The 14,831-nt window shown below is 54.0% G+C and carries 9 protein-coding genes; 7 read left to right on the forward strand and 2 right to left on the reverse strand.

The genetic code is table 11. The features are described from left to right. Window positions 1-83: 83 nt before the first annotated feature. A complete protein-coding gene (locus ACSZO4_RS13240; RefSeq protein WP_437889436.1) occupies window positions 84-677 on the reverse strand; it encodes a YhgN family NAAT transporter in 594 nt (197 codons plus the stop codon). A 161-nt stretch (window positions 678-838) separates the two neighbouring features. Here ACSZO4_RS13240 and asd point away from each other — a divergent pair, with 161 nt between their 5' ends. The 7 genes from asd to ACSZO4_RS13275 all read left to right on the forward strand — a co-directional run bounded on the left by asd (window position 839) and on the right by ACSZO4_RS13275 (window position 13,267). Then, window positions 839-1,945 (forward strand): aspartate-semialdehyde dehydrogenase, encoded by a 1,107-nt coding sequence (gene asd / locus ACSZO4_RS13245; protein ID WP_437889437.1) that lies wholly within the window; start codon window positions 839-841, stop codon window positions 1,943-1,945. 260 nt (window positions 1,946-2,205) lie between these two features. Beyond that, entirely contained in the window at window positions 2,206-4,392 is a 2,187-nt protein-coding gene (gene glgB, locus ACSZO4_RS13250) for a 1,4-alpha-glucan branching enzyme (protein ID WP_437889438.1), read from the forward strand. Then, complete coding sequence (gene glgX, locus ACSZO4_RS13255; protein WP_437889439.1) at window positions 4,389-6,365, forward strand: glycogen debranching protein GlgX; 1,977 nt, start codon at window positions 4,389-4,391, stop codon at window positions 6,363-6,365. Before glgB ends, glgX begins: the two co-directional genes overlap by 4 nt. 14 nt (window positions 6,366-6,379) lie before the next feature. Further along, on the forward strand, window positions 6,380-7,666 hold the full coding sequence (glgC, locus tag ACSZO4_RS13260) for a glucose-1-phosphate adenylyltransferase (protein WP_437889440.1): 1,287 nt from the start codon (window positions 6,380-6,382) through the stop codon (window positions 7,664-7,666). An 88-nt stretch (window positions 7,667-7,754) separates the two neighbouring features. Further along, on the forward strand, window positions 7,755-9,188 hold the full coding sequence (gene glgA, locus ACSZO4_RS13265) for a glycogen synthase GlgA (protein WP_437889441.1): 1,434 nt from the start codon (window positions 7,755-7,757) through the stop codon (window positions 9,186-9,188). Between the two features lie 18 nt (window positions 9,189-9,206). Then, window positions 9,207-11,654 carry a glycogen phosphorylase gene (glgP, locus tag ACSZO4_RS13270; RefSeq protein WP_437889442.1) on the forward strand — a complete coding sequence of 816 codons (2,448 nt, stop codon included), beginning with the start codon at window positions 9,207-9,209 and terminating at the stop codon, window positions 11,652-11,654. 143 nt (window positions 11,655-11,797) lie between these two features. Further along, complete coding sequence (locus tag ACSZO4_RS13275) at window positions 11,798-13,267, forward strand: PstS family phosphate ABC transporter substrate-binding protein (protein WP_437889443.1); 1,470 nt, start codon at window positions 11,798-11,800, stop codon at window positions 13,265-13,267. A 51-nt stretch (window positions 13,268-13,318) separates the two neighbouring features. Here the strand turns inward: ACSZO4_RS13275 and glpD are convergent, their stop codons facing one another. Continuing rightward, window positions 13,319-14,824, reverse strand: a complete 1,506-nt coding sequence (gene glpD, locus ACSZO4_RS13280) for a glycerol-3-phosphate dehydrogenase (RefSeq protein ID WP_437889444.1) — start codon at window positions 14,822-14,824, stop codon at window positions 13,319-13,321. Window positions 14,825-14,831 lie beyond the last annotated feature (7 nt).

Genomic DNA, 14,831 nt, shown 5'->3' on the forward strand with positions numbered 1-14,831 from the left:
TAATTAGATCAAAGTCCCGGCCTCACGGCCAGGACTTTGTCAGCAGTCTGAAGCCAACCCGTAGGTTGGCTTTTTGCTTTTACCTAGCCCTTCATCCACAGGCGGATGCCGTCCAGGAACATCTGGGTTGCCAGCATCACCAGCACCAGCCCCATCAAACGCTCCAGCGCATTGACCCCTTTCTCCCCAAGCAGACGCAGGAACAGTGATGACTGCAATAAGATCGCGACCGTACCGCCCCAGGCGATCAGCAGCGCAATGATTAGGTGACCCATCTGATTCGGGTACTGGTGCGAGAGCAGCATCAGGGTCGCGAGCAGTGTAGGTCCGGCTACCAGCGGGATCGCCAGCGGCACAATAAAGGGCTCTTCACCTGCGGGCAGGCCCATGCTGCTGCCGGAAGCGCTGGGGAAAATCATTTTGATGGCAATCAGGAACAGAATGATGCCGCCGGAAATAGAGACCGTTTCAGCACGCAGATTGAGGAACGCCAGAATATTTTCTCCCGCGAACAGAAAAATCAACATCAGCACCAGCGCAATCAACAGCTCGCGGATCATGATTTTTCGCCGACGCTTCGGCTCGGTGTGCTTCAGCACCGACATGAAAATAGGCAGGTTTCCCAGAGGGTCCATTATCAGGATCAACAGTACTGCAACTGAAATGATTTCACTCATGAACAATTATCCGTTTTGCCGCTAATTAGCGGTATTTCTGATGGCTTCCCCATCATTGATTAATTTCACTTGCGACTTTGCGTGCATTTTGTAATGTGGACGATTAGCACCAGTTGGATACTGGTTCGCACTAACAGCACACACCTCGCAGGAAATACGCTATGAAAAATGTTGGTTTTATCGGTTGGCGCGGAATGGTCGGCTCCGTACTCATGCAACGCATGGTAGAAGAGCGCGATTTTGACGCCATTCGCCCGGTCTTCTTTTCTACTTCCCAGCTTGGCCAGGCCGCCCCGACCTTCGGTGGTAAGTCTGGTGGCACATTGCAGGATGCATTCGATCTGGAAGCACTGAAGGCCCTCGACATTATTGTCACCTGCCAGGGCGGCGATTATACCAACGAAATCTATCCAAAGCTTCGTGAAAGCGGCTGGCAGGGTTACTGGATTGATGCGGCGTCTTCACTGCGTATGAAAGATGACGCCATTATTATCCTCGACCCGGTTAACCAGTCGGTGATTACTGAAGGTCTGAACAAAGGCGTGAAAACCTTTGTCGGCGGTAACTGTACGGTCAGCCTGATGCTGATGTCTCTGGGCGGCCTGTTCGCCAATGACTTGGTGGAGTGGGCGTCGGTTGCCACTTATCAGGCGGCTTCCGGCGGCGGCGCACGTCATATGCGCGAGCTGCTGGCGCAGATGGGCCAGCTGTACAACCACGTTGCGGATGAACTGGCAGACCCGGCTTCCGCGATCCTCGATATCGAACGTAAAGTGACTCAGCTTGCCCGTAACGGTGAACTGCCGGTCGATAATTTTGGCGTTCCGCTGGCGGGCAGCCTGATCCCATGGATCGACAAACAGCTTGATAACGGCCAGAGCCGTGAAGAGTGGAAAGGTCAGGCGGAAACTAACAAGATCCTCAACACTTCGTCGGTGATCCCGGTGGATGGCCTGTGCGTTCGCGTTGGCGCGCTGCGCTGCCATAGCCAGGCATTCACTCTGAAACTGAAAAAAGATATCTCCATTCCGACCATCGAAGAGCTGCTTGCGGCCCATAACCCGTGGGCGAAAGTGGTGCCGAACGACCGTGACATCACCGTGCGTGAACTGACGCCTGCGGCAGTGACCGGCACGCTGACCACTCCGGTCGGACGTCTGCGTAAGCTGAATATGGGCTCTGATTTCCTTTCTGCCTTCACCGTTGGCGACCAGCTCCTGTGGGGCGCGGCAGAGCCGCTACGCCGCATGTTGCGTCAGCTGGCCTGAACATAAATTTGTTTGAAAAGGGGTGCTTGTCACCCCTTTTTTTGCGTATGAAAGGATTCTACGTGAATGTTGTTATTTTTCTCAGGAGTCAGATAAAGCGTTGGCTATGCTTTAAGTAGGGTGCCCATGCACTTTGCCTGAAGGTGGGACGGAGCAGAGAGGATGCACATTATGTGCTGCGCCGTTCAGGTCAAAAAAAGTGTCGCGACCGGAGGTTATTCCCCGGCCCAGCAGTGGCACATATAAAAAAGGATGAAACCATGTCCGTGCTTGTAGACAGAGATGTCATTAACGCGCTAATAGCAGGCCATTTTGCGGACCCTTTTTCCGTACTCGGCATGCATCAAACCGAGAACGGGCTGGAAGTCCGGGCATTATTACCTGACGCGACGGAAGTATGGGTGATTGAGCCCAAAACCGGCCGTAAAGTGGGCAATCTGGATTGCCTTGATTCTCGTGGTTTCTTTTGTGGCATCATGCCACGTCGTAAAAATGCCTTTCGTTACCAACTGGCGGTTATCTGGCATGGCCAGCAAAACCTGATTGACGACCCTTATCGCTTTGGCCCATTGATTCAGGAGATGGACGCCTGGCTGCTGTCCGAAGGGACGCACCTGCGGCCTTACGAAACCCTCGGCGCTCACGCGGATACAATGGATGGCGTTACCGGCACCCGCTTTTCCGTCTGGGCGCCTAATGCCCGTCGCGTCTCAGTTGTGGGGCAGTTTAACTATTGGGACGGGCGTCGCCATCCGATGCGCCTGCGCCGCGAATCCGGCATCTGGGAACTCTTTATTCCTGGTGCCCACAACGGGCAACTCTATAAATTTGAAATGATTGATGCCAATGGAAAACTACGCATCAAATCAGACCCTTATGCCTTTGAAGCGCAGATGCGCCCGGAGACCGCATCGCTGATCTGTGATTTGCCAGAGAAGGTGGTGCAGACCGACGCGCGCAAAAAGGCCAACGCATTCGATGCCCCTATCTCTATTTATGAAGTGCATCTCGGGTCATGGCGTCGTCACACCGACAATAATTTCTGGCTGAGCTACCGTGAACTGGCGGATCAACTGATCCCCTACGTGAAGTGGATGGGCTTTACCCACCTCGAACTGTTACCGGTTAACGAACACCCTTTTGACGGCAGTTGGGGCTATCAACCGACCGGCCTGTACGCGCCAACCCGCCGTTTCGGCACCCGCGATGATTTCCTCTATTTTATCAAAGCCGCCCATACGGCGGGATTAAACGTCATCCTCGACTGGGTGCCGGGGCACTTTCCGTCGGATGATTTTGGCCTCGCTGATTTTGACGGTACAAATCTGTATGAACATAGCGATCCCCGTGAAGGTTACCACCAGGACTGGAATACGCTGATTTATAACTACGGTCGTCGCGAAGTCAGTAACTATCTGGTGGGGAACGCCCTGTACTGGATCGAACGCTTTGGCATTGATGCCCTGCGCGTGGATGCGGTGGCCTCAATGATCTATCGCGATTACAGCCGTAAAGAGGGTGAGTGGATCCCCAACGAATTCGGCGGTCGTGAAAACCTCGAAGCCATTGAGTTTTTACGCAGTACTAACCGTATTCTCGGGGAGCAGGTGCCGGGTGCGGTCAGCATGGCTGAGGAGTCGACGGATTTTGCAGGCGTGTCGCGCCCGCCATCAATGGGTGGGTTGGGGTTCTGGTACAAATGGAATCTGGGCTGGATGCATGACACCCTGGATTATATGAAGCTCGATCCGGTTCATCGCCAGTATCACCATGACAAACTCACCTTTGGCATGCTCTACAACAGCACGGAAAACTTCGTACTGCCGTTATCCCATGACGAAGTGGTGCACGGTAAAAAATCCATCCTTGACCGCATGCCGGGCGACGCCTGGCAAAAGTTTGCCAACCTGCGGGCTTATTACGCCTGGATGTGGGCCTTCCCTGGCAAAAAACTGCTGTTTATGGGCAATGAATTTGCTCAGGGCCGGGAGTGGAACCATGATGCCAGCCTCGACTGGCATCTGCTGGAAGGCGGGGACAACTGGCATCACGGCGTTCAGCGACTGGTGCGTGATATGAACCACAGCTATCGCCATCACAAAGCCCTGCATGAGCTGGATTTTGATGATTACGGCTTTGAATGGCTGGTGGTGGATGACCATGAGCGCTCGGTGTTTGTGTTTGTGCGCCGGGACAAAGCAGGCAATGAAATCATTATCGCCAGCAACTTCACCCCGGTGCCGCGTCACCATTACCGTTTTGGCATCAACCAGCCAGGCCGCTGGCGTGAAGAGCTGAATACCGACTCCATGCACTACCACGGCAGCAATGCCGGCAACGGGGGCAGCGTGCATAGCGATGACATCCCGAGCCACGGGCGCGCGCATTCGCTGTCTGTTACGCTGCCGCCGTTATCTACCCTCTGGATGGTCCGGGAGGGTGAATGACAAGACTGACCACCGGCAAGCCGCTACCGCTCGGGGCGCATCTGATGGACGGCGGGGTGAATTTCACTCTTTTTTCCGCCCATGCGCAGCGCGTGGAATTATGTCTGTTTGACGATGAAGGCAACGAGCAGCGCGTTGATCTTCCTGCCCGCAGTGGTGACGTCTGGCATGGTTTTCTGCCAGAGGCAAAGGCCGGTCAGCGTTACGGCTATCGCGTGCATGGCCCCTGGGATCCGGCGAATGGACATCGCTTTAATCCGGCGAAACTGGTCATCGATCCCTGTGCACAGCGGATTGACGGCGAGGTCTGCGATAATCCGCTTTTCCATGGCGGCTATCACCAGCCCGATCCCCATGACAGTGCGGCGATAGCGCCAAAATGCGTGGTGGTTGATGAACGTTATGACTGGGAAAACGACTGCCCGCCCGCTACGCCATGGGGCAACACTGTTATCTACGAAGCCCACGTTAAAGGCCTGACGTACCTGCACCCGGATCTGCCGCCGGAGGTGCGTGGCACCTATCGCGCGCTGGGCCATCCGGTGATGATTGCTTACTTTAAAATGCTGGGGATAACCGCGCTTGAGCTGATGCCGGTGGCCCATTTTGCCAGTGAACCGCGTCTGCAACGCCTGGGATTAAGCAATTACTGGGGCTATAACCCGCTGGGTTTGTTTGCGCTGGATCCCCGCTATGCCAGCTCGCCGCAGAGCGCCATCAGCGAGTTTCGTGATGCGGTCAAAGCGCTGCACAAAAACGGTATTGAAGTGGTGCTCGATATTGTCCTTAACCACTCTGCTGAAATTGACCTTGATGGGCCAACGCTCTCCCTGCGCGGAATCGATAACCGTAGCTATTATTGGTTAAGGGACGATGGCGATTACGAGAACTGGACCGGCTGCGGCAACACGCTGAATCTGAACCATGCAGGCGGTGTGGCCTTTGCGCTGGGCTGCCTGCGGCATTGGGTTGAGGTCTTCCACATTGATGGTTTTCGCTTTGATTTAGCAACGGTGATGGGGCGCACGCCGGACTACAGCCAGCATGCGCCCCTATTTGAGGCAATAAAGCAGGACCCGCTGTTGTCGGGGCTAAAGCTGATTGCTGAACCCTGGGATATTGGTCATGGCGGCTATCAGGTGGGCAATTTCCCGCCGCTCTTCGCCGAGTGGAACGACCATTTTCGCGATGCCAGTCGCCGCTTCTGGCTGGAGCAATCTCTGTCCCTGGGCGAATTTGCCGGGCGCTTTGCCGCCTCAAGCGATGTGTTCCGTCACCATGGGCGCTTACCCTGCGCTTCGGTCAATCTGGTGACCGCGCACGATGGTTTTACCCTGCGTGATTGCGTGAGCTTTAACCATAAACATAACCAGGCAAATGGTGAAGAAAACCGCGATGGCACTAACAACAACCATAGTAATAATCATGGTATAGAAGGTTTAAGCAGCAGTTTTGAGATAACAGAAAGGAGGCGAGCAAGCGTCCATGCCCTGTTAACCACACTGCTGCTGGCTCAGGGAACCCCTATGCTGCTGGCAGGTGATGAGCAGGGCCACAGTCAGCACGGTAATAACAACGCTTACTGCCAGGACAATGCGCTGACCTGGCTTGACTGGCAACAGGCAAACAGTGGGCTGGTGAGTTTTACCGCTGCGTTGATCCATCTTCGTAAGCGCATTCCGGCATTAACCCGGAACCGGTGGTGGGAAGAGGGTGATGGGGGCGTTCGTTGGTTAAATAAGGCGGCACAACCTCTCAGCAACGAGGAGTGGCAAGGCGGTACCCATTGCCTGCAAATCCAGTTGTCCGATCGGATACTCATCACGATCAACGGAACCTCTGAGGTTGTCGAACTGGTGTTACCCGCAGGGGAGTGGCGTGCCATTCCTCCGTTTGCCGGAGAGGATAATCCGGTAGTCATGGCTGTCTGGCATGGGCCCGCGCACGGAGTGTGCGTATTTGAAAGGTCATAAAAAAGGAGTTAGTCATGGTTCGATTAGAGAAGAACGATCCTTTAATGTTAGCGCGCCAACTGCCATTAAAGTCTGTTGCCCTGATACTCGCTGGCGGGCGTGGGACACGCCTGAAAGATTTGACAAAAAAACGCGCTAAACCTGCCGTTCACTTTGGCGGGAAATTCCGCATCATCGATTTTGCCCTGTCCAACTGCATTAACTCCGGTATTCGCCGTATTGGTGTCATTACTCAGTATCAATCTCACACGCTGGTGCAGCATATTCAGCGCGGCTGGTCTTTCTTTAACGAAGAGATGAATGAATTTGTCGACCTGCTGCCTGCGCAACAGCGCGTGCACGGGGAAAGCTGGTATCGCGGTACCGCCGATGCGGTTACGCAAAACCTCGACATTATTCGTCGCTACGGGGCTGAATACATCGTGATTCTGGCGGGTGACCATATCTATAAGCAGGATTATTCCCGCATGCTTATCGATCATGTCGAAAAAGGTGCGCGTTGCACCGTCGCCTGCATGCCGGTGCCCATTGAAGAGGCAAGCGCATTTGGCGTCATGGGCGTCGATGAAAATGACAAAATTATCGAGTTTGTTGAAAAGCCAGCGAACCCGCCAGCGATGCCCGGTGACAATACCAAATCGTTGGCAAGTATGGGGATTTATGTCTTCGATGCTGAATACCTCTACGAACTGCTGGAAGAGGACGACAAGAATGAAAATTCCAGTCATGACTTCGGCAAAGATATCATTCCCCTGATCACCAATGCTGGCATGGCTTATGCACATCCTTTCCCATTATCCTGCGTGCAATCGGACCCTGAGTTAGAACATTACTGGCGTGATGTGGGAACCCTGGAAGCGTACTGGAAAGCCAACCTCGACCTCGCAAGCGTGGTCCCTGAGCTGGATATGTACGATCGGAACTGGCCTATTCGTACCTATAATGAATCGTTGCCCCCGGCAAAATTTGTTCAGGACAGATCAGGCAGCCACGGGATGACGCTCAACTCGCTGGTTTCCGGAGGCTGTGTTATCTCCGGGTCGGTGGTGGTGCAATCGGTCCTGTTCTCGCGCGTGCGGGTTAACTCATTCTGCAATATCGACTCTGCCGTTATCCTGCCAGAGGTCTGGATAGGGCGTTCTTGTCGCCTGCGGCGCTGCATTATTGACCGGGCCTGCGTTATCCCGGAAGGGACGATCATAGGCGAGAATGCCGAAGAGGACGCTCGCCGGTTTTACCGCTCCGAAGAGGGCATTGTGCTGGTGACGCGCGAAATGCTGCGCAAGCTGCAAAAAGAGTAACAGCATCGACATAACCTTGCGCGGAAGGGGTCCGCGCGCTGTTTTTCCGCCAGCCTTTGCGCATTAGCGGTTTTGAACAGGAGCGATAATGCAGGTTTTACATGTATGTTCCGAGATGTTTCCGTTGCTGAAGACCGGGGGTCTGGCAGATGTCATTGGCGCATTGCCTGCGGCGCAAATTGCCGACGGTGTGGATGCGCGAGTGTTGCTGCCTGCGTTTCCTGATATCCGTCGGGGAGTGATGGATGCTCAGGTTGTGACGCGCCGGGATACGTTCGCCGGTCGAATAACATTGCTGTTCGGACATTTCAATGGAGTAGGGATCTACTTAATTGATGCCCCACATCTTTATGAGCGGCCCGGCAGCCCGTATCACGATACTAATCTTTTTGCTTACACCGATAACGTGCTGCGCTTTGCGCTGCTTGGCTGGGTAGGCGCAGAAATGGCAAGCGGGCTTGATCCCTTCTGGCGGCCTGATGTTGTGCACGCGCATGACTGGCATGCGGGCCTGGCACCGGCGTACCTGGCAGCAAAAGGACGCCCGGCGAAGTCTGTTTTTACCGTTCATAACCTGGCGTACCAGGGGATGTACTACGCTCACCATATGAGTGAAATACAGCTGCCATCGTCCTTCTATAACATGCATGGTCTGGAGTTTAACGGGCAGATTTCGTTTCTTAAAGCCGGTCTGTACTACGCGGATCATATTACGGCGGTCAGTCCGACCTATGCCCGGGAGATAACTGAACCGCAGTTTGCTTACGGCATGGAAGGGTTGCTGCGTCAGCGGCAAATGGAAGGGCGGGTCTCCGGCATCCTGAACGGCGTGGATGAAAAAATTTGGGACCCGGCAACGGATTTGCTGCTCGCCTCACGCTACACGCGCGACACTCTGGAAGAAAAAGCGGAAAACAAACGTCAGCTGCAGGTCGCAATGGGGCTGAAAGTTAACGACAAAGTGCCGCTGTTTGCGGTGGTGAGTCGCTTAACCAGCCAGAAGGGGCTGGATTTGGTGCTGGAGGCGCTGCCGGGCCTGCTTGAGCAGGGCGGGCAGCTGGCGCTGCTGGGCGCAGGGGATCCGGTTTTGCAGGAAGGTTTCCTGGCCGCAGCGGCAGAACATCCGGGTCAGGTGGGGGTGCAGATTGGCTATCATGAAGCTTTCTCACATCGCATCATGGGAGGTGCTGACGTCATTCTGGTGCCAAGCCGTTTCGAACCCTGTGGGTTAACGCAGCTTTATGGATTGAAGTACGGCACGCTGCCGCTGGTACGGCGTACTGGTGGGCTGGCCGATACGGTTTCTGATAGCTCTCTGGAGAATCTGGCAGACGGCATAGCCAGTGGTTTTGTATTTGAAGACAGTAATGCCTGGTCGCTGCTTCGCGCGATTCGGCGTGCTTTCGTGTTGTGGTCCCGTCCTTCACTGTGGCGTTTTGTCCAGCGTCAGGCGATGGGCATGGATTTTAGCTGGCAGGTCGCAGCGCAGTCGTACCGCGATCTCTACTTTCGGTTGAAATAAGTTCCTGGAATCACTCATATGAATGCACCTTTTACTTATGCATCACCCACTTTGAGCGTTGAGGCGTTAAAACATTCAATTGCTTACAAGCTGATGTTCACCATCGGTAAAGATCCGGTCATTGCCAACAAACATGAGTGGCTGAACGCCACGCTGTTTGCGGTACGTGACCGCCTGGTTGAACGCTGGTTGCGTTCCAACCGTGCACAGCTGTCTCAGGAAACGCGCCAGGTCTATTACCTGTCGATGGAGTTTCTGATTGGGCGAACGCTTTCCAATGCATTGTTATCATTAGGTATTTATGATGACGTTAAAAATGCGCTGGAAGAGATGGGGTTAGACCTGGCGGAACTGATCGCCGAAGAGAATGACCCAGGCCTTGGCAACGGCGGCTTAGGCCGTCTGGCAGCCTGTTTCCTGGATTCGCTGGCGACGCTGGCCCTGCCTGGCCGCGGCTATGGCATCCGTTATGACTACGGGATGTTCAAGCAAAACATCGTCGACGGGCGGCAAAAAGAGTCCCCGGATTACTGGCTGGAATACGGTAACCCGTGGGAGTTTAAGCGCCACAACACGCGTTATAAGGTGCTTTTCGGCGGCCGCATTCAGCAGGAAGGTAAAAAGACGCGCTGGCTGGAAACCGAAGAAATTCTCGCCGTCGCCTATGACCAGATAATCCCCGGTTATGACACGGACGCCACGAACACCCTGCGTCTGTGGAATGCGCAGGCCAGTAGCGAAATCAACCTCGGTAAATTTAACCAGGGGGACTACTTCGCGGCGGTGGAAGATAAAAACCACTCTGAGAACGTCTCCCGCGTGCTCTACCCGGATGACTCAACCTATTCTGGCCGTGAATTGCGTCTGCGTCAGGAGTACTTCCTGGTCTCAGCGACCGTTCAGGACATTCTCAGCCGTCATTTCCAGTTGCATAAAACCTACAGCAACCTGGCGGAGAAAACGGCCATTCACCTCAACGATACCCATCCGGTATTGTCGATCCCTGAACTGATGCGCCTGTTGATTGATGAGCATAAGTTTAGCTGGGATGAAGCTTTTGAAGTGACCTGCCAGGTCTTCTCGTACACCAATCACACGTTGATGAGTGAAGCTCTGGAAACCTGGCCGATTGATATGCTCGGCAAGATTTTGCCGCGCCATTTGCAGATCATTTTTGAAATTAACGACTACTTCCTGAAAACCATTCAGGAGCAGTATCCGAACGATGTTGGCCTGCTCAGCCGTGCCTCCATCATCGATGAGTCACATGGTCGCCGGGTGCGGATGGCCTGGCTGGCGGTGGTGGTCAGCCATAAAGTGAACGGGGTCTCGGAGCTGCACTCCAACCTGATGGTGCAGTCACTGTTTGCCGATTTTGCCAGTATTTTCCCGATGCGTTTTACCAACGTGACCAATGGCGTAACCCCACGCCGCTGGCTGGCGCTGGCAAACCCATCGCTGTCGGAGGTACTGGATGAAAATATTGGCCGCACCTGGCGTACCGATTTGAGCCAGCTCAGTGAGCTGGAGCAGCATATCGATTATCCGTTGGTGAATCAGGCGATTCGCCATGCGAAGCTGGAAAACAAAAAGCGTCTTGCCGAGGTTATCGCCCAGCAACTGAACGTGGTGGTCAATCCGAAAGCGCTGTTCGATGTGCAGATCAAGCGTATTCATGAGTACAAACGCCAGTTGATGAACGTGCTGCATGTCATCCTGCGTTACAACCGTATCAAAGCGGATCCGAAAGCCCAGTGGGTGCCACGGGTCAATATCTTTGCCGGTAAAGCCGCTTCCGCCTATTACATGGCGAAGCACATCATCCATCTCATCAATGATGTGGCAACGGTCATCAACAACGATCCTGAGATTGGCGACAAGCTGAAAGTGGTCTTTATCCCCAACTACAGCGTCAGCCTGGCGCAGGTGATCATTCCGGCGGCGGATCTCTCCGAGCAGATTTCACTGGCCGGCACCGAGGCATCAGGCACCAGTAACATGAAGTTTGCCCTCAATGGCGCGCTGACCATCGGCACCCTGGATGGGGCCAACGTTGAGATGCTGGAGCATGTAGGCGAAGAGAATATCTTTATTTTCGGTAACACCGCCGAAGAAGTTGAAGAGCTACGCCGCAAGGGCTACAAACCGCGTGACTACTATGAACAGGATGAAGAGCTGCATCAGGTGCTGACGCAAATGGCGACCGGGCTGTTTAATCCGCAGGATCCGGGGCGTTACCGTGATTTGGTGGATTCGCTGATTAACTTTGGTGACCACTACCAGGTGCTGGCCGATTTCCGCAGCTATGTGGATTGTCAGGATAAGGTCGATGAACTCTATCGTCACCCGGAAGAGTGGACCACCAAAGCGATGCACAACATCGCCAATATGGGCTATTTCTCCTCTGACAGGACTATCCAGGAGTATGCCGACCATATCTGGCATATTGATCCGGTTCGACTGTAAGCCGCAGCGCGGTTAAGCATCATATCTGAACGGAGCCGGCTGGCTCCGTTTTTCTGACCAATATTTTCAGAAAACAAAGGGTACAGGTATTCAAACTGCCACTTTATAATTCTGTTAATACACAAGGATGAGGTGACAGGAATATGAAATTCTGGTGGTGGGTACGTTCGCTTTTAATGACGCTTATTGCTGTTCCGTTAATGGCAAATGGTATGGCGTTTGTAGGTTTTATTTCTAATGATGTCGTCGTCACTATTACGCTTTATATATTGTGTAGCCTGTTGATGCTCGCAGCCGGTTGGCTGTGGGCGAAAGTGATGCAGCCGCAAGAGAATAATGCTTTGCGCCAGAGTTTGCTGCTGCTGCCTGCGGTAGTGGTTTTGTGCGCATGGCTAGTGATTATGCAACTCACTGGGCTGAGTTTTACCAGCCAGTATTGGTTCAGTTACTACATCCCTCTGATAGCGCCCTGGTTTTTTGTATCTTTTCTCGCCGTTTTGTCCGCTCAGTTCTGGGCGATGGTTGTTATTCCTGTTGGGGCGCAGGTCTGTTTTACGCTGGGTTATTACTGGCGTAATCGCGCGCTCCCTGATTGCCGAATACAGCTCAGGCTACGCCGGGCAATAGTGCTCATTATCGCGATACTGGTGTTGCTTGCCGGATGGCAGGCAAAGATGCGGGCGGATAAGTTCGCGACTGTTGATAGCGGGCTGAGTATTAGCGAGGAGCTGGATACCTATAATTACCGCCCGAATTCTAAGTACAGTAAACTTACCGCCCTGCGTGGCGCGCCGCCCTTCATCTTTAGTGATAAGCATCCCCGACTGGATGGCGCGACCGCAGCTTATCCGGTTTATGCCTCGGCATTCTATGCGCTGAACACATTTCCTGACAACATGCCCCGTTATAAAAGAGAATCGTGCTGTCTGGCTATTTCGCGAACCCCGGAAGCCTATAAAAATATCATTGCCGATAAAGCCGATATTATTTTTGTCGCTCAGCCTTCAGAAGGGCAGAAAAAGCGCGCACTGGAGGCAAATACCAGACTGACTTACACTCCGTTTTCCCGCGAAGCATTTGTCTTTATTACGCACGCTGACAACCCAGTTAATACGCTCACCCAACAGCAGGTACGCGACATCTTCAGCGGCAAAATTACCCGCTGGGATGAAGTGGGCGGCGACAAACGGGATATTGAAGTCTGGCAGCGGCCAGAGGACTCCGGTAGCCAGTCCACTATGCTGGCAAAAGTGATGAAAGAGACGCCCATGCTGCCGCCGAAGGAAACGGAAGTGGCTGCGGGAATGGGCGGGGTTTTGCGTAAGGTAGCGGAATACCAGAACAGCAAAGGGGCGATTGGTTATAGCTTTCGCTACTACGCAACAAAGATGAACCCCACTGCCGGTATCAAGCTGTTAGCCATTGATGGTATCCCGCCGACAAAAGAGACCATCCGCGACGGCAGTTATCCATTCACGGTCGACGTTTATATGGTGACGAGGGAAAATCCAGCGCCTGAAACGCAAAAGCTGGTGGCGTGGTTTTTAAGCCCACAGGGCCAGTCACTGGTTGAAGATGCGGGGTATGTGCCGCTGTACGATACGCTGGAATAACCGCCGATAAAAGCGCCCCGCAAGCGTTGGGTTGCGGGGCGCTTTGTTATATTACGACGCCAGCGACAGCGCGGTTTTGCGATGAAGAGTCAGCCATTGGGCGACACGGGATTGCTCGTCCGCATCCAGCCACATACCGAGTTTGGTGCGACGCCAGAGCGCATCGTCCGGGCGACGAACCCACTCATGTTCAACCAGATAACGCAGTTCGGCTTCGTATAACTCATGGCCGAAATGTTCGCCGAGATCGTTTATTGACGTTTTATCCTGCAGAATAATCTTGCTGTTGCTGCCGTAGGTACGGGCAAAATGCCGCGCCAGAGACTCGGTGATAAACGGATAACGACGGCGTAACCTGGCCGCGTAATCATCCCTGTCACCTTCGAACTCCCCACCGGGCAGCACGCTTCCCTTCGTCCAGGCAGGACCAATCCCCTGGTAATAAGAGGACAGCTTTTCCATTGCGTGTTCAGCGAGCTTACGATAGGTGGTGAGTTTGCCGCCAAATACCGACAACAACGGGGCTTTGCCGCCAACGTCATGAATATCCAGGGTGTAATCGCGGGTAATCGCCTGCGGTGAATCGGACTCGTCATCACACAGCGGACGCACGCCTGAATACGTCCAGACAATATCGTTACGCGACAGCTGTTGCTTAAAGTGCGCGTTATACACGTTAAGCAGGTAATTTACTTCGCTGTCGTCGATCTCAACGCTTTTCGGATCGCCCTGATATTCCACATCGGTGGTGCCAATAATCGAAAACTCATCCATCCACGGGATCACAAACACAATGCGTTTGTCTTCGTTTTGCAGGATGTAAGCCTGTTTCTGTGTGTGCACGCGCGGGACCACAATATGACTGCCTTTGATCAGGCGGATACCGTATGGCGACGGCAGATGCATACCGTCATCAAAGAACTGTTTGACCCACGGGCCGGTGGCATTGACCAGACCGCGCGCCTGCCAGCTGTGTTTTTCTCCGGTGTCGATATCTTCGGCTTCAACTATCCACAGGCCATTTTCACGCCTTGCTGAGGTTGCACGCGTGCGGGTCAGCACTTCTCCGCCCTGTTTCACCACCATCTGGGCATTGGCGACCACCAGACGCGCATCGTCCACCCAGCAGTCGGAATATTCGAAACCGCGCACAATTTCTGGTTTCAGGACAGATTCTGAGCCAAAACGCAAACCCTGCGAACCGGGGAGGCTGGTGCGTTTCCCTAAATGGTCGTACATAAACAGACCAATGCGGATCATCCAGGCCGGACGCAGATGCGGGCGATGCGGCAAACGAAAGCGCATAGGGAAGGCAATATGAGGCGCCATTTTCAGCAGCACTTCGCGTTCAGCCAGCGCTTCGCTGACCAGCCGAAATTCGTAGTGCTCCAGGTAGCGCAGGCCGCCGTGAATCAACTTCGAGCTGGCGCTTGAGGTCGCGCAGGCCAAATCCTGAGCTTCCAGCATGAGCACGGACAGGCCGCGCCCGGCAGCATCCGCCGCGATACCGGCACCGTTAATGCCCCCGCCAATGACAATCAGATCTTTGATTTCCATGCTGCCC

Source organism: Phytobacter sp. V91, assembly GCF_965644225.1.
GTDB lineage: Bacteria > Pseudomonadota > Gammaproteobacteria > Enterobacterales > Enterobacteriaceae > CBFFRJ01.